General features: G+C 53.0%; 14 protein-coding genes and 2 tRNA genes. 8 read left to right on the plus strand and 8 right to left on the minus strand.

Annotated elements, in window-relative coordinates; genetic code table 11:
- Positions 1 to 170 precede the first annotated feature (170 nt).
- Positions 171 to 244, minus strand: a tRNA-Met gene (locus ALIPUT_RS01860).
- A gap of 147 nt (positions 245 to 391) precedes the next feature.
- On the opposite strand from ALIPUT_RS01860, the gene ALIPUT_RS01865 reads away from it, so the two are divergent.
- Positions 392 to 1,078 carry a potassium channel family protein gene (locus ALIPUT_RS01865; protein ID WP_004327920.1) on the plus strand — a complete coding sequence of 229 codons (687 nt, stop codon included), beginning with the start codon at positions 392 to 394 and terminating at the stop codon, positions 1,076 to 1,078.
- A 41-nt stretch (positions 1,079 to 1,119) separates the two neighbouring features.
- On the opposite strand, the gene mscL is transcribed toward ALIPUT_RS01865, so the two are convergent.
- On the minus strand, positions 1,120 to 1,593 hold the full coding sequence (mscL, locus tag ALIPUT_RS01870; RefSeq protein WP_004327921.1) for a large-conductance mechanosensitive channel protein MscL: 474 nt from the start codon (positions 1,591 to 1,593) through the stop codon (positions 1,120 to 1,122).
- 358 nt (positions 1,594 to 1,951) lie between these two features.
- Positions 1,952 to 3,811: a biotin/lipoyl-containing protein gene (locus tag ALIPUT_RS01875; RefSeq protein ID WP_004327923.1), complete on the minus strand. Its 1,860-nt coding sequence runs from the start codon at positions 3,809 to 3,811 to the stop codon at positions 1,952 to 1,954.
- A 576-nt stretch (positions 3,812 to 4,387) separates the two neighbouring features.
- Between ALIPUT_RS01875 and ALIPUT_RS01880 the strand changes: the two genes are divergently transcribed.
- From ALIPUT_RS01880 to ALIPUT_RS01895, 4 genes are all read left to right on the plus strand, one after another.
- Positions 4,388 to 5,860, plus strand: coding sequence for a sodium:solute symporter (locus tag ALIPUT_RS01880; protein WP_004327925.1), 1,473 nt, complete (start codon positions 4,388 to 4,390; stop codon positions 5,858 to 5,860).
- A gap of 34 nt (positions 5,861 to 5,894) precedes the next feature.
- On the plus strand, positions 5,895 to 6,344 hold the full coding sequence (locus tag ALIPUT_RS01885) for a GatB/YqeY domain-containing protein (RefSeq protein WP_004327926.1): 450 nt from the start codon (positions 5,895 to 5,897) through the stop codon (positions 6,342 to 6,344).
- 32 nt (positions 6,345 to 6,376) lie between these two features.
- Positions 6,377 to 7,300: a bile acid:sodium symporter family protein gene (locus ALIPUT_RS01890; RefSeq protein ID WP_004327927.1), complete on the plus strand. Its 924-nt coding sequence runs from the start codon at positions 6,377 to 6,379 to the stop codon at positions 7,298 to 7,300.
- 162 nt (positions 7,301 to 7,462) lie between these two features.
- On the plus strand, positions 7,463 to 8,518 hold the full coding sequence (locus ALIPUT_RS01895) for a site-specific integrase (RefSeq protein ID WP_040293085.1): 1,056 nt from the start codon (positions 7,463 to 7,465) through the stop codon (positions 8,516 to 8,518).
- 180 nt (positions 8,519 to 8,698) lie between these two features.
- Here ALIPUT_RS01895 and ALIPUT_RS01900 read toward each other — a convergent pair.
- Positions 8,699 to 8,771: transfer RNA gene (locus tag ALIPUT_RS01900), tRNA-Lys, on the minus strand.
- A 128-nt stretch (positions 8,772 to 8,899) separates the two neighbouring features.
- On the opposite strand from ALIPUT_RS01900, the gene ALIPUT_RS01905 reads away from it, so the two are divergent.
- The 3 genes from ALIPUT_RS01905 (at position 8,900) to ALIPUT_RS01915 (ending at position 12,716) form a co-directional block, all read left to right on the plus strand.
- Positions 8,900 to 10,090, plus strand: a complete 1,191-nt coding sequence (locus tag ALIPUT_RS01905; protein WP_004327933.1) for a saccharopine dehydrogenase family protein — start codon at positions 8,900 to 8,902, stop codon at positions 10,088 to 10,090.
- 185 nt (positions 10,091 to 10,275) lie between these two features.
- Positions 10,276 to 11,406, plus strand: coding sequence for a carboxynorspermidine decarboxylase (nspC, locus tag ALIPUT_RS01910; RefSeq protein ID WP_004327935.1), 1,131 nt, complete (start codon positions 10,276 to 10,278; stop codon positions 11,404 to 11,406).
- A gap of 17 nt (positions 11,407 to 11,423) precedes the next feature.
- Positions 11,424 to 12,716, plus strand: a complete 1,293-nt coding sequence (locus ALIPUT_RS01915; protein WP_004327937.1) for a cysteate synthase — start codon at positions 11,424 to 11,426, stop codon at positions 12,714 to 12,716.
- Between the two features lie 91 nt (positions 12,717 to 12,807).
- Here the strand turns inward: ALIPUT_RS01915 and ALIPUT_RS01920 are convergent, their stop codons facing one another.
- From ALIPUT_RS01920 to ALIPUT_RS01935, 4 genes are read right to left on the minus strand one after another with little or no spacing between them, the layout of a single operon-like run.
- Positions 12,808 to 13,674 (minus strand): ChaN family lipoprotein, encoded by an 867-nt coding sequence (locus ALIPUT_RS01920; protein WP_022459937.1) that lies wholly within the window; start codon positions 13,672 to 13,674, stop codon positions 12,808 to 12,810.
- 16 nt (positions 13,675 to 13,690) lie between these two features.
- The gene (locus ALIPUT_RS01925) at positions 13,691 to 14,023 is read right to left on the minus strand and encodes a DUF2149 domain-containing protein (protein WP_004327939.1); all 333 of its coding nucleotides are present in this window, start codon (positions 14,021 to 14,023) and stop codon (positions 13,691 to 13,693) included.
- Complete coding sequence (locus ALIPUT_RS01930; RefSeq protein WP_004327940.1) at positions 14,020 to 14,622, minus strand: MotA/TolQ/ExbB proton channel family protein; 603 nt, start codon at positions 14,620 to 14,622, stop codon at positions 14,020 to 14,022. The genes ALIPUT_RS01925 and ALIPUT_RS01930 overlap by 4 nt, the downstream gene beginning before the upstream one ends.
- A gap of 15 nt (positions 14,623 to 14,637) precedes the next feature.
- A complete protein-coding gene (locus ALIPUT_RS01935) occupies positions 14,638 to 15,378 on the minus strand; it encodes a hypothetical protein (RefSeq protein WP_004327941.1) in 741 nt (246 codons plus the stop codon).
- Positions 15,379 to 15,386: the final 8 nt, after the last annotated feature.

Below are 15,386 nucleotides of genomic sequence, written 5' to 3' on the forward strand. Positions count from 1 at the left end.
ACAAAAATTGTAAAGTTGTGTCTTCTGCGCTTATTTTTGTGTTCGAAGTGGGAATTTTTTGAACGGCTCGCTGCAATTGGAATTTTTGACTTGTCAGGCTTTCACTTGGTAAAAAGAAAGTCAGGCAACTCTTCAAGAGTTGCCTGACTGTGGGGTTTCTTCATCGTTTGTAGCGAGAGAGAGACTTGAACTCTCGACCTCATGATTATGAATCATGCGCTCTAACCAGCTGAGCTATCTCGCCATAGCTTTCCGTTTCAAAGCGAGTGCAAATATAAACCAAAAAGTTGAACGGACCAAATCTTTCTCCGAAAAATATGTCCTGAAAATGCATGTTGAATCGTATGGCATTGATTTTGACGGGTAAAGGGAAGTAAAATGAGAATCGTATATGGTGCAAGCGAAGACTTCCGACTTTCAACCTCTGCCGCTCAAGATACTCAATGTCTTGTCCCTCCTGGCCGGAGCATCTCTGCTCGTGGCCGTTTCGTGGGAGATTCTCCTGGGGGACCCGCGGCATTATTCGACTGACTACCTGCTGTTGCAAGGGATCGTCTGTGTTGTTTTTCTGGCCGATTTCTTTGCCCGGATGTGGATGGCTGACCACAGTTGGCGTTTTTTCTTTCGCAATCTCTATTTCTTTCTTCTTTCCGTTCCCTATTTGAATATCGTCGATTGGATGGGGATCGAACTTTCGCATGCGGAAGCGATGCTGATGGGACTCGTACCTCTTTTGCGGGCTTTGCTGGGGCTGTATGTGCTTTTCACCTGGATCATCAATAATCGGGTTACGCGATTGCTGACCTCCTACGTCTTGTCGATGTTGGTGTTCACCTATTTCGCCGCTTTGATTTTTTATGATTACGAGATCGAAGTCAATCCTGCGTTGCACGATTTCGGCGATGCGATCTGGTGGGCCAGTATGAACCTTACGACTGTCGGTGCCGATATCTTTGCCGTGACGGCCGTCGGTAAGATATTGACGGTGTTGCTCCCTACGTTGGGAATGATGATGTTCCCGATTTTCACGGTGTATGTCACTCAGATTTATACGCGCAACAGAAAGTCCGACTCTTGATCGGAGTCGGACTTTGCGCATGGGATCCGCTTTCGGACGGATTATTTTTTTTGTTCCCGGAGCAGGTCCCGAATCTCCGTAAGCAACAACTCCTCCTTGGACGGTTCCGGCACCGGTGCCGGCGCGGCTTCCTGTTTTTTCTTCATCAGCTTGTTCATCATCTTGACCATCAGAAAGACGCAGAAGGCCAGGATAGCGAAATCCACGCACTGTTGGATGAATGCGCCGTAATTCCACCAGATCGGTTCCGCAGGAACACTCTCCGCCGTACCCGACCCGATTGCGTCGGTCACTACGTGTGTCGCTTTCGAGGAGAGGTCGCGCACCTTGCTGATGTCGAGCCGCAGCGACGAGAAGTCCGTATTGCCGATGAGGGCGCCGATGGGCGGCATCAGGATGTCGTTGACTAGCGATGAAACGATTTTTCCGAACGCACCGCCGATGATTACGCCGACAGCCATGTCCATTACGTTGCCCTTGAGGGCAAATTCCCGAAATTCTTTGAAAAAAGACATATACGTTGATTTTTAAGGTTAATTGTGGCAAATGCAATACGATAATATACAAAGATACGAATAAGCCGAGTGCAAAAGCAAATTTTATTTGCATTTTGCCGAGGCGAAGTATCTAAGACGAAGTCAAAGATTACGAATAAGCCGAGTGCAAAAGCAAATTTTATTTGCATTTTGCCGAGGCGAAGTATCTAAGACGAAGTCAAAGATTACGAATAAGCCGAGTGCAAAAGCAAATTTTATTTGCATTTTGCCGAGGCGAAGTATCCAAGACGAAGTCAAAGATACTATTTATTTGCAAAAAGAAAAACCGGTCCCGTTGATTTTTCGGGACCGGTCGGATGATATTTCCGGAAAGGAGCTATTCTTCCACTTCCACCAGGATGGCATCGGTTGCGACGTTGTCGCCTTCCTGTACGAGAATCTGCTTGATCGTACCCGCCACGTCGCTGGTGATCGAGTTTTCCATCTTCATCGCTTCGAGGATAACCACTTCCTGTCCGGCTTTTACCTTGTCGCCGACCTTCACCTTCAGGGCGATGATCTTGCCCGGCAGGGGAGCGGTCACCTTGTGGCCCGTGATGGCTTTGGCTTCGACCTTGTGTTCGCTCCGGGCGGCAGTTTTCGGAGTGTCTTTGGCTGCCGTCGCTTCGTAGGCTTTCTTCTTCTGGTCGGTGAGGAATGTCTTGGCAACCATCGGGAAGAGCTCGAGCAGAAGCACCTCTTTTTCATTGGCAGCGAGCTTTACGCCTCCTGCTTCGGGCAGTTCGGGATTGGGCTGCATCTGGTATTTCGACGTATCGTAGGGAATCTCTTCGCGTACACCGCAGATCTTGAACCGGAATTCGGGGTCGATCTTCACCGGCGTTTCACCGTATTCGCCCTTTACGAGAGCAACGAATTGCGAACTCTTGGTCGTGTACATCGGCCGTCCGGCCTTTTCGTCCAATGCGCAGCTTACGGCCTGGGCACCCACGATCTGCGAGGTAGGGGTCACCAGCGGCGGCAGACCTGCGGCCAGACGTACAGTCGGGATCAACTCCATGGCGCGGGGCAGAATCTCCTCGGCCTTGAGCTGCTGGAGCTGTGCCACCATGTTGGAGTACATGCCGCCCGGGATTTCGGCCTTCTTGACCAGTTCGTTCGGTGCCGGGAATCCGAAATGGGCCTCGATCTTGTGGCAGGCGTCGAGCAGCGTCTCTTCGTCGTCCGCCTGCGCTGCTTTGATCGCACGGTCGAATTCGGCGTCGATCTCCTTCGGAAGTTCGTCGGTGAGCGGATTGAAAGGCTTCGGCATAGGCTTCTCTTTGCCGAAGACCGAAATTTCGAGCTCTTTGCGGATCTCCTTGAGCTGGGTGTTGATCTTGGCAACGGCTTCCATGTTGACACCCGTGTCGATCCCCAGTTTCTTGCAGAAGACGTAGATCAACTCGATAGCCGGCGCTCCCGTACCGCCGCTGAAGTACCAGCAGTTGGTATCGACGATATCGACTCCTGCGACGATCGCCGCCAGCACCGATGCCAGACCGTAGCCCGGGGTGCAGTGGGTGTGGAAATCGATGGGGACATTCAGATTCTGCTTGAAGAGTTTCACCAGTTTGCTCACGCGGTGGGGCGGGATCAGACCCGACATATCCTTGATCGTGATCATATCGGCTCCCAGCGCCTCCATTTGCTTGGCTTTCGAGAGGAAGTATTCGTCCGTAAATACCGGCTTCGGGTTCTTCTTGCCCATCAATTTGCCGAAGAACCCGATTTCCGGATATTTCGGATCTACCGTATAGCACACAGCACAATCGGCGATACCGCCGTATTGCTTCACGTATTTTACGGTCGATTTGACGTTGTTCACGTCGTTCAGGGCATCGAAGATACGCATGATGCCCAAGCCGCTCTGAATCGAATTACGGCAGAAGCCGTCGATGATCTCGTCCGTATAGGGGGCGTAACCGAAGAGGTTGCGGCCGCGCGAAAGGGCCGTGAGCTTCGATACGTTTCCGATTGCCTTGTGAATGGTTTCCAGGCGGGTCCAGGGATTTTCATTCAGGTAGCGCATTACCGAGTCGGGCACTGCGCCGCCCCAAACTTCCATGGCGTAAAAGTTCGCATCCTTGTAGAAAGGAAGGCAGCGGTCGATTTGGGCCTGGTTCATTCGTGTAGCGAAAGACGACTGTTGGCCGTCACGCAACGTAAGATCTCTGATTTTTAATGATTTGGCCATTGTATTGAATTTTTAATGGTTATTTCCCTTCCTTTGGGCTCGCTCCGTTTTTCTTCGGAGAAGGGCCGTATTGTTATTCGAATAACAAATATAGTGAACAAATTTGAATTTCCAAATTTTGTGCAAAAATTTTTAATAAATAATTTCTGCCCCGGTGATCGTTTCGAACGAAGCGGAAAAAGGCGTCGAATGGATTTTTTTAATCGTTGTGAAACAATAGGTTACGGCGTGTTGCCGAGAGTCGGTTCCGGACACCGGATTTGCCTCTGTCCCTGACCGGGTTTCGGGGAATGCGGGAGCGTGGGAATTCGTGCCGCCGGTTCCGAAAGAGATGTCGAACCTTATGCCGGAACAGATTTTTCGAATTTCGTATCTGGGATTCCCGATCGTGTCGCTGCCTTTTTATTTAGATACTTCGCCTCGGCAAAATGCAAATAAAATTTGCTTTTGCGCTCGGCTTATTCGTATCTTTGTCATTTGTATGGGCGGGCGTCGATCCTTTCGGAGGTGTTTTACGATTCGCGGGAGGAGCGCGGCCTTGTCCGTTACTCATTTTCGGAAAATTTACGATTTACAATGACTCCTACGGCCGTACTGCTCACCGTGCTCGGGTATATCGCAATGCTTTTCGTCGTTGCGGGAATCGCCGGAAGGCGGGTGTCGAACACGGGCTTTTTTACCGGTAACCGGGAGAATCCCTGGTATGTGGCGGCTTTGGCAATGGTCGGGGCGGCGATGTCGGGCATAACTTTCGTGTCGGTGCCGGGGTCGGTTGCGGCCGATTCGTTCTCCTACCTGCAGATGGTGCTGGGTTTTACCGTCGGGCAGATGGTGATCGCCTTCGTGCTGATTCCGCTTTTCTACCGGTTGAAGGTAGTCTCCCTGTACGAATATCTCGACGGACGTTTCGGTATGACGACCCACCTTACGGGGGCCTGGTTCTTTTTCATATCCAAAATGTTCGCCGCGGCATTGAAAGTTTATGTCGTCTGCACCGTGCTGCAGGTGCTGGTGTTCGACCCGTTCGGCGTGCCGTTCGCAGTCAATGCGGCTTTCTTGGTCGGATTGGTCTGGCTCTATACCTGGCGGGGCGGTGTCCGTTCGGTCGTCTGGACGGATATTCTGCATACGTGTTGTCTGGTGGGGAGTATCGTGCTCTGCATCGTCTTTATCATGCGGAGCCTCGGTCTGACATCGGCCGGAGTTGTGCAGGCCGTTTGCGATTCGCCGATGTCGCGCATCTTCTTTTTCGAGGATACCGGGTCGGCCCGTTATTTCTGGAAAATGTTTTTCGGGGGTGTCTTCACGCTGGTCGCCATGACCGGTTTGGATCAGGATATGATGCAGCGGAACTTGAGCTGCCGCTCGCCCCGGGATTCGCAGATCAACATCGTGATTACGGCCTTCAGCCAGATGGCTGTGATCCTGCTTTTTCTGGTGCTCGGCGTGCTGCTCTACCTCTATGCAGAACATGCTGGATTGCCGATGCCCGAGAAAGGCGATCAACTGTTCGCCGTAGTCGCCGTGAACGGCGGATTGCCGCTTATCGTTGGTATTATGTTCGTTGTGGGACTTATATCGAGTACCTATTCATCTGCCGGGGCTGCCATGACGGCATTGACGACTTCGTTCACCGTGGATATCTTGCGCGGTCCGAAGCGTTGGGGCGAAGGGCGGTTGACGCAGGTACGTATCGGGGTGCACGTCGTAATGGCACTCGTGATGGGGTGTGTGGTTCTCTTTTTCGGCCGGTTCGGTAATGACAGTGTGATTAACTTGATTTTCAAGGTTGCGGGTTATACGTACGGGCCTATTCTGGGAATGTTCGCATTCGGCATCTGCACCCGGCGGCGGATTCGTGACCGCTGGGTTCCGCTGGTGGCTTTCGCGGCTCCGTTGCTGTCGGTCGCCCTGCAAAGTTTCGTCGCGTATAAGTACGACTACCATATCGGCTTCGAATTGATCGCCTACAACGCGCTGTTTACCGTAATCGGAATGTCGCTGCTTGTCGAGCGGCGTCCGAAACCGGCGTTGAATGATCGAATATGAAAGATAGACAAACAGACTTAAAATAGTTGATATTATGGCTTTAGAACAGGAAATTTCCAAAGGAATCATGGAGGCTATGAAGGCCAAGGATACCGTACGTCTTACGACGTTGCGCAACGTGAAGAAGTATATTATCGAGGCGAAGACCGCTTCGGCGGGTATCACCGAATTGTCCGATGCCGAGGTGCTGAAGATCATTGCGAAGCTGGCCAAGCAGGGGGCCGAGTCGGCTGCGGTATATGCGCAACAGAACCGTCCCGATCTGGCTGCCGAAGAGTCGGCTCAAGTCGCCGTGCTGCAGACGTTCCTGCCCAAACAGATGACCGGTGAGGAGTTGACCGAGGCTGTCCGGTCGATCATTGCCGAGGTCGGTGCAACCTCGATGAAAGAGATGGGGAAGGTGATGGGTGTCGCATCGAAAAAATTGGCAGGTATGGCTGATGGTAAGGATATATCGGCCAAAGTAAAAGAGCTTCTTTCTTAAATAATTTGTTGAGCTGACAATATTCCGCGGAAATGAGTCTGTTGCACTCCCTGCATCGGAATGTCAAGACGATCGCCATGCCGATGGGTATGGTGGTCGGAGCCTTGTTATGCCGTCCGGTGACAGCGGCCGAGAGTATGTCGAACGGGATGATTACCCCGACGCTGATCTTTCTGATGCTGTTTTTCACTTTCTGTCGGGTGAAGCCTCGGCAGATGCGGGTGAAGATGCTGCATGTCTGGCTGCTGGCATTTCAGATCGTGGGCAGCATAGTGGTTTACCTGTCGTTCGTCTGGTTCGATCCGTTGTTGGCGCAGGGGGCCATGATTTGTGTCCTGGCTCCGGTTGCGATGGCAGCCGTGGTGATCGGCGGTATGTTGGGGGCCAACGTAACCACGATGGCTACGTACAGCCTGATCTGCAACATGGTCGTCGCTTTGGTGGCTCCGATGCTGCTTTCGTTCGTGGGCTCCGACCATGCCACGTTTCTGGCAATTCTCTCCCGTGTGGGACCGGTGCTGGTGCTGCCGTTCGTCTGTGCCCAGTTGTGCCGAAAATTCTTGCCGGGAGTGGCATTCTGGGTGTCGAAGCATAGCCAGATTTCATTTTATATGTGGCTGGTGTCGCTGGTTTTTGTCATTGGCCGCACGACCGCTTTTATCATCGACCTGGAGAATGCTGAACCCTGGACCGAAATTGCACTGGGGCTCGTTGCGATGGTGATCTGCGTGGTTCAGTTCGGAGTGGGACGGATGCTGGGACGCCGTTACGGTGATGCCGCAGCGGGCGGGCAGTCGTTGGGACAGAAGAATACGGTGCTCGCCGTGTGGATGGCCCAGTCGTTTCTGAACCCGATCTCCTCGATTGCTCCGACCGCTTATATCGTGTGGCAGAACTTCGTGAACTCCTACCAAATATATAAAAAGGATAGAAAAGTGATGAAAAATCAAATATAAATTATTAAAATATAGTAATTTATATTCGATTGCGGAAATTTTCGTATGTTTTTGCAATTTTCTCAGCTAAGCCCATAATTGCCCAATATTTGTTACTCGAAAATGCTGCGGTAACAAAACAAATTCACTATATTTGCCGTTGAAGCAACAAACGGGAAGGGTCTGGCGAAACAGAAACAGACGGTCAAATTGAAGGAGCCGGTGCGAATCCGGTTCAAGCAGTTATCCAACGGAAATCAATCCATCTATTTGGACTACTATACGGGTGACGTGATCCGCAAGGAAAATTATGTTGGCGGCAAACGGAAATACGAGTTTCTGAAGCTATACCTTATTCCCGAACGAACGCGGGAGGACAAGGCGAAGAACGAAGTGACGCTCGCCCTTGCCAAAGCGATTCAGAGCAAACGGATCGTCGAGGTGCAGAACGACGCGCACGGATTCCAGAACACGAACAAGTCCCGAGTGAACCTGCTCGATTATCTGGAAAATATCGGAAAACAGTCCGCCGAGCAGGGAAGCCGGAACTATGCCCGAACGGTGCTCAATACCGTCCGGGCATTGAAGCTGTTTCGCGGCGACTATATCGCTTTTCGGGACGTCGATAAGGAGTTTCTTTCGGAGTTTACCGATTACCTGCGGCAGATGCCGAAGGCCAGCAAATACGGCGTATTGAAAACCGGAGGGCGGTTAAGCGCCAATTCGGTTGTTTCCTATTACGGTACTTTGAGAACGGCCATCAACCGTGCCTACAAAGAGGGAATCATTACCGTCAATCCGACCAAAGAGTTCGATTTCGCAAGTAAAGTGCGGCAGGAGCCGAGCCGCCGCGAGTATCTGACAATCGACGAATTGAAAACGCTGATAAATACCGAGTGCCGGCACGAGATCGTCAAGCGGGCTTTTCTGTTCAGCTGTCTGTGCGGGTTGCGCGTAAGCGACATTCGCAAATTGAGGTGGTGCGACTTACAACGGAGCGGCGGGCGTGTCCGTATCGAAATCACGATGCAGAAAACCAAAGAACCGCTTTACCTGCCGATTTCGGACGAGGCGTTGAAATGGCTGCCGGAGCGCGGCGAGGCGAACGACAGTGATTATATCTTTCCGCTGACGCACGAGGGAACGGTGAATGATACGCTGCAACACTGGGCGAAAGTCGCCGGAATAACCAAACACATCTCGTTTCATATCTGGAGACATCCAAGTTCTACTTTCTAATTGAGATACAATCAATTAAAGTCCTCATTCTCTTAAATGGGTAACGATTTGGTAACGAAAGTGTGTCTTTTTGTGACCTTTCGTGTCTTAGGTCACAGACATTATACAAAAAAAAACTCCTACAATATCAAGGTATTGTAGGAGTTGTACATTTACTGTCCATTTCTGTCCAGCGTTTTGTGATCCCGCTGGGGCTCGAACCCAGGACCCCAACATTAAAAGTGTTGTGCTCTACCAGCTGAGCTACGGAATCATCCGCGCCAATCCGGAGTTATCCGTTTTGGTGGTGCAAATGTATAGAAAATTTTTGTTTTGCCAAAATAAAACGATATTTTTGTACGGAATATTGATTATCGTAAATCTTAAAACAAGATAAATTTTATGTGTAAAGCTCTGATTATCGGCGCAGGAGGCGTAGGTACCGTCGTGGCGCAGAAAATTGCTGCCAATCCGATTTTTTCGGACGTGATGCTGGCCAGCCGAACAAAAGCGAAGTGTGATGCCATTGCTGCGGCAATCGGCGGGGACCGGGTGAAGACTGCGCAGGTCGATGCCGACAATGTAGCCGATTTGTGCGAGTTGTTTCGGGCCTTCAAGCCCGATATCGTGGTGAACGTGGCGCTGCCGTACCAGGATCTGACCATTATGGACGCCTGCCTGGAGTGCGGGGTGAACTACCTCGATACAGCGAATTATGAACCCAAGGACGAGGCGCATTTCGAGTATTCGTGGCAGTGGGCCTATCAGGAGCGCTTCAAGGAGAAAGGGCTGACGGCTATTCTGGGCTGCGGCTTCGATCCGGGAGTGACAGCTATTTTCACCGCCTATGCCGCCAAACACCATTTCGACGAGATTCACTACCTCGATATCGTGGATTGCAACGCCGGTAATCACGGCATGGCTTTCGCCACGAATTTCAATCCGGAAATCAATATCCGCGAAGTGACTCAAAAAGGCCGTTACTACGAGAACGGCAAGTGGGTGGTGACCGAACCGCACGAGATACACAAGCCGCTTCATTATCCTGAAATCGGCGAGCGCGAATCTTATGTGATCTACCACGAGGAGCTGGAGTCGCTGGTAAAGAACTATCCGACGATCAAGCGAGCCCGCTTCTGGATGACTTTCGGACAGGAGTACCTGACCCACCTGCGCGTGATTCAGAATATCGGCATGGCCCGTATCGATCCGATCATTTACAACGGTGTGGAGATCGTGCCGATTCAGTTCCTGAAGGCCGTGCTGCCCGATCCCAAGTCGCTGGGTGCGAACTATCACGGCCAGACTTCGATCGGCTGCCGCATCCGGGGTATCAAGGACGGCAAGGAGCGTACGTATTATATTTACAACAACTGCGATCACGAGAAGGCGTTCCAGGAGACCGGTACGCAGGCCGTGAGCTTTACTACGGGCGTTCCGGCGGCGCTGGGCGCTTCGATGTGGGCCAAGGGGCTTTGGCGCGGTGCGGGCGTGTTCAACGTCGAGGAGTTCGATCCTGATCCGTTCCTGGCCGAACTGGGACCGCAGGGATTGCCCTGGGTCGAGAAATTCGACGTCGATCTGGAAGTCTGATCGGGTTTCGATAATTGGTTTGAAAGTCCGGATGGTATGTACCGTCCGGACTTTTTTATCGGTCTGTATTGGTGTGAAAAGAGGTAGGTATAAATACTTATTTATTCCAAATAGCCGGGATTTTTGAATCCCGGTTGGGAGGTTTTTTCTATTTTTGCGTGAATTTGAAACAGCATCGGAAATCCATGATCGATTTTCAAAAATTACCTTCTCCCTGCTTTGTGCTGGATGAGCAGTTGCTCGATCGGAATTTGGCGGTCATCGACCGCGTTCGCCGGGAGAGCGGTGCCGAAGTGATCGTCGCTTTGAAGGCCTGTGCCATGTGGAGTATTTTCCCGGAGCTTGCGCAACATTCCGACGGAGCCACCGCTTCGTCGCTGGCCGAGGCGAGGCTGGTTTTCGAGGAGTTCGGCCGTCCGGCGCATACGTACGCTCCGGTATATACCGACCGGAATATCGAAGAGATTCTCGATTGCAGCGATCACATCACCTTCAATTCCGTTGCGCAGTTCGAACGGTTCGGACAGATGGCCCTGCTGCGCGGTATTTCGTGCGGCCTGCGGATCAACCCCGGCTATTCGCCGGTAGAAACCGATCTCTATAACCCTTGCGTGCCCGGTTCGCGGCTGGGTATTCCTGCCGGGGAGCTGAAGGAGCTGCCCGCCGGGGTGGAAGGATTGCATTTCCACGTGCTGTGCGAGTCCCGCCCCGAACATTTGCGCTTGGCGCTCGATGCCGTCGAAAAGCGTTTCGGTCGTTTCCTCGACCGGATCAAATGGCTCAATATGGGCGGCGGACACCTTATGACCCACAAGGATTACGATTGCGACGAGCTGATCCGCATTTTGCAGGAGTTCAAGGCGAAATATCCGAACCTGCGCTTGATCCTGGAGCCCGGCAGCGCCTTCACTTGGCGGACGGGTTACCTGGTTTCGACCGTGGAGGACATCGTTGAGAACGGCGGCGTGCGTACGGCGATGCTCGACGTGTCGTTCGCCTGCCACATGCCCGACTGCCTGGAGATGCCCTATAAACCGGCGATCCTGGGGGCCCGCGATCCGGAACCGGGAGAGAAGGGTTGGCGTATGGGCGGCAACAGTTGTCTGGCCGGGGATTACTACGGGGATTGGATCTTCGACCGCGACCTGCGGGTCGGCGATCGCATCGTGTTCGAGGATATGATTCACTATACGATGGTCAAGACCACGATGTTCAACGGCGTGGCGCATCCTGCGATCGCCATCGTGCGCCGCGACGGAGCAATAGAAATAATCAGAGAATTCGGCTACGAGGATTTCAAGTCCCGTATGTCGTAATAATTAAACCGCAATAGATGAAAGATTTTACCCCTACTTCCTACACGCTGGAGTGTGTCGCTACCGGCCGGGAGTTTCCGGACGAAGGGTGGACGCTGGACGATGCCCAGTGCAAGTGTCCTTCGTTGATCCGTACTCGTTATGCAAAAAAGCAGCTCGAACTCAAATCCGATGAATACGGGTTCTACAAGTTCGCCGACTGGTTGCCTGTTCGGCGAATGCTGGAAAATTCGAAGGCTCCGGTGACCTACAAAAGTAAAGGGTTGGCTGCGCACCTCGGGCTGGAAAATCTCTACATTACCTTCAACGGCTATTACCCGGCTATCGGGGCGCACATGACTACCTGTTCGTTCAAGGAAACGGAGGCTTACAGCGTCTGTGCCCGTATCGACGAGAACGAGAAGCGGGTGCTTGTCGTGGCGTCGGCCGGCAATACGGCCCGCGCCTTCGCCAAGGTCTGCTCCGACAACCGGATTCCGCTGCTCTTGTCGGTGCCTGCCGACAACCTCGATGCCCTGTGGTTCGACGGACCGCTGGATCCTTGCGTGAAACTGATCTGTTCGGAGAAGGGCGGAGATTATTTCGATGCGATCCATTTGAGCAACCTGGCACTCAAGAGCGATAAGTTTTATGCCGAGGGCGGTGCGAAGAACGTGGCACGCCGCGACGGTATGGCGACTACCGTACTGTCGGCAGCGACGATCATCGGTCGGATCCCCGATTACTATTTCCAGGCCGTCGGCAGTGGTACGGGTGCCATTGCCGCATGGGAAGCCAATATGCGCCTTATCGAGGACGGCCGTTTCGGTAGTCACCTGATGAAGCTGATGGTTTCGCAGAACGCGCCGTTCGTGCCGATGTATAACGCCTGGCGGGAGGATTCGCGCGACATGCTCCATTACGACGACGACAAAGCCCGCCGCGATGTGGAGATCATCGACGCCAAGGTGCTGTCGAACCGCAAACCGCCTTATAGTATCGCCGGCGGTCTTTACGATGCGCTGAAAGCCACCGACGGCGAGATGTTCGCGCTGACCAATGCCCACGCCCGCAAAGCGCGGCGTCTGTTCCTCGAGTTGGAAGGCGTCGATATCTATTCGGCGGCCGGCATCGCCACCGCATCGCTCATCAAGGCCGTAGAAGAGGGCAAGATCGCCAAAGATGCCGTGGTGATGTTGAATATTACGGGCGGCGGCGAACTCCATTTCAAGGAGGATAAAACGCTGTGGTACCTGAAGCCCGATCATGTTTTCCCGATCGATCCCGACCCGGAGGAGGTGATCGCCAAAACGGAAGCCCTGTTCGCATAAAATAGCGTTCGGACGATCCGAAAAGGCCGGCGCGACGAAAAAAGAGGGGACGATACGGAAAATCGTCCCCTCTTTTTTCGTTTGTCTGCGATCAGAACGTCGAGGTCATGTCTTTGGGTACGCAGATGAAGAAATCGGCCTTACCGAGTGCTTCGGGATCGAGCTTGTCGGTATTTTCCTGCCGGATGACCTCCACCGTGCCGATCTTCAGACCGGGACGGTACTGATTGAGGTAGGTAATGATGCCGCAGTGGTCCGTCGAGTGGAAGTTGCCGTTCATGTGGACGAGTTTCGACTGCATCCGTTCGGCGATCGACCAGGCCATCGTAGCGTCTTTGACCGCTTGTGCCTTCGAAAGGTTTTCTGCGGCGCTCTGTTTCATCCCCGGCATCTTCATGGCCCCGAAATATTCATCCACGCTCTTGTTGGGCACGTAATTCAGGGGCAGCGGTGCGATATACCGTTTCGCCTCGTCCGAAAGCCCGTCCAGCGCTTCGAATCCGCCTTTGGCGACCATGTTGGCGTAGCGGCGTGCTACGTTCGTGGCGACGAAGGGAATCTTGTGCTCTTTGGCGAATTCGACGATCGGAGAGTAGTCGGTCTTGTAGTTGGGCCAGAGCTTGGCTTCGGCGTTGAACCGTTCGGGGGTAATCATTCCGGCCAGGTATTCGTCGAGGATCAGCTGATTGTCCCGCTCGAACATTTCGGCGCCGATCATCAGCCGGTCGCCGTGCCGGTCGTAAAGGTCTTTGACGATTTCGTATTCCATCCAGTGGGCGATGGGGCAGTTGTGGATTTCGCCGATGAATACGACATCCTGCCGTTCGAGCACGTCCATCATCTGCGTGTAATCGACCCGATTGCCCTGGGCGTCGAACAGCGTGTAGGCATTTTTCTCCTGTGCCCAACCGAGCGTTGCGGTCAGGCAGCAGATCAACGATACGAGGATCTTTTTCATTTTTCCGTTCTGTTTATTATTCTGGTACATAAATGATTTCTCCGTTTTCCAGTTCGTAGGCGATGCCGACGCGCTTGCCTTTCGCACCGGAACCCTGCTGTTCGGAGGGGGTGTATTTGTTGATCTTGTTGCCCTCCTTCATGATGATCTCCATATTTTCCTTGCCGGGGTTCTTCACTACGGTGAAATCTTCCTGCGTGAATACTTCGGTCATGTTCATATGCATTACCATAGCGACCATCAGCGCTACGGCGAAGACCATCGCCACGTCGAACAGATTGACCACCACGCTCAGCGGATCGGAGTCTTCCTGTACGGCGAACTTGCTTTTTCTTCGGGTCGGTTTCATGCTTCCGTGTTTTTTTCGATCAGTTTCCGTGATACGTAGTCCAGGTTATTGACATCCTTGGCATACCAGCGCTGCTTGAATTGCAGGGATACCAGGCCCACGCCGCTGATCACGAGGCCCACGACCGTCGTGGCGAATACGACCTGCATATTGTAGGACATACCTGCGATGTCGCCCGTCGAGAGTCCCACGAGCGCCGGGCTCATGGCGATCAGCGTGCCGATCAGACCCAGTACGGGGCCGATCTTGGTGAGAAGTTTGGACAGGATCACGTCCTTCTCGGCGTCGTTCTCGAAATTCGAGATCAGGTAGTCTGCGTAATCCTGGCTGGCCGGGTTGGTCAGCAGGTCGCGCAGATAGCGGATGTAGAGCGAGTTGTCTTTCGCGGGCAGCGCTTTGCGCAGGTCGTCCACCTTGTCCGGTGTCAGGTTTTTGATCAGGTCGTTCAGTCGCTTGTCGTTCTTGCGTTTGGCCATGTATTGGTTGTAGATGCCGCCCACGAGCAGCAGGGCGCGGATGAACAGCAGCAACAGCAGCAGAATATCCGGGATAAGCAGGCTGTTGGCCACCCAGAAAAGTACTTGTGAAATGGTTTCCATATAAGTTTATTTGTTTTACGATTTCTTGGAATTTATGACGGTTCGGGGTTGTGCCGAATGTTTTTTGCGGGCGTTTCGCTTTTGCAGGACGATCCATTTGATGCGGTTCCAGAGCGCCCCAAGCACGAAGAGAACCAGGAACAGTCCGAAGGCGAATCCCAGTGCCCGCCAGTTCGTCGGCTCATCGACCGCCGGATAGGTTACATTGCCGTTGACGGTGGTCAGCAGACCGATGATGCAGACGAAGAGGCTCACCAGAAAGTGCGTCTCCAGCCGCATCTCCTTTTCCGGCAGCAGGAGCCGGAAAAGGTGGCAGAGCAGCGGGAACAGCACGACGACGGCTGCGGCGAACGCATAGGAGATCGCCGAGAACGACGTTCCGGGAAAACTGAACACCAATTCGGTCTGCAGGTAGAACAGCACGGGGAAGACGAGTAGGCTGGGGTACCACTTCAGGGGTTTCACCCACCACCGTTCCTGTTGTCCGAACCAACCCCGCAGCACGGCGATGCAGTAGGCGAAGCAGACGACCGATTCGAGCGTGATGATAACGGCCATATTTTGCAGAGCCGTCGTGTTTTGCAGGTAGTCGGCCAACTGTGTCTTCGATTGCAGAATGGCGTACGGGTAGGTCGCGATGACGAAGGCGCCGCACACCGCTCCGAACAGAGCGGCCTGCCAGATCCTCCAGAAACTGAGTTTGAGCACGCAGTTGATGAGGATGAACAGGATGAGTACGCTGATGATTAGTTGCATAGTATCGT

This window comes from Alistipes putredinis DSM 17216 (assembly GCF_000154465.1).
GTDB lineage: Bacteria > Bacteroidota > Bacteroidia > Bacteroidales > Rikenellaceae > Alistipes > Alistipes putredinis.

Coding starts and splice junctions, on each gene's coding strand:
- ALIPUT_RS01920 (WP_022459937.1), bottom strand. CDS start 13,674: ATGAAAAAGATCCTCGTATCGTTGATCTGCTGCCTGACCGCAACGCTC.
- ALIPUT_RS01880 (WP_004327925.1), top strand. CDS start 4,388: ATGACTCCTACGGCCGTACTGCTCACCGTGCTCGGGTATATCGCAATG.
- nspC (WP_004327935.1), top strand. CDS start 10,276: ATGATCGATTTTCAAAAATTACCTTCTCCCTGCTTTGTGCTGGATGAG.
- ALIPUT_RS01935 (WP_004327941.1), bottom strand. CDS start 15,378: ATGCAACTAATCATCAGCGTACTCATCCTGTTCATCCTCATCAACTGC.
- ALIPUT_RS01865 (WP_004327920.1), top strand. CDS start 392: ATGGTGCAAGCGAAGACTTCCGACTTTCAACCTCTGCCGCTCAAGATA.
- ALIPUT_RS01930 (WP_004327940.1), bottom strand. CDS start 14,622: ATGGAAACCATTTCACAAGTACTTTTCTGGGTGGCCAACAGCCTGCTT.
- ALIPUT_RS01925 (WP_004327939.1), bottom strand. CDS start 14,023: ATGAAACCGACCCGAAGAAAAAGCAAGTTCGCCGTACAGGAAGACTCC.
- ALIPUT_RS01885 (WP_004327926.1), top strand. CDS start 5,895: ATGGCTTTAGAACAGGAAATTTCCAAAGGAATCATGGAGGCTATGAAG.
- ALIPUT_RS01875 (WP_004327923.1), bottom strand. CDS start 3,811: ATGGCCAAATCATTAAAAATCAGAGATCTTACGTTGCGTGACGGCCAA.
- ALIPUT_RS01915 (WP_004327937.1), top strand. CDS start 11,424: ATGAAAGATTTTACCCCTACTTCCTACACGCTGGAGTGTGTCGCTACC.
- ALIPUT_RS01905 (WP_004327933.1), top strand. CDS start 8,900: ATGTGTAAAGCTCTGATTATCGGCGCAGGAGGCGTAGGTACCGTCGTG.
- ALIPUT_RS01890 (WP_004327927.1), top strand. CDS start 6,377: ATGAGTCTGTTGCACTCCCTGCATCGGAATGTCAAGACGATCGCCATG.
- mscL (WP_004327921.1), bottom strand. CDS start 1,593: ATGTCTTTTTTCAAAGAATTTCGGGAATTTGCCCTCAAGGGCAACGTA.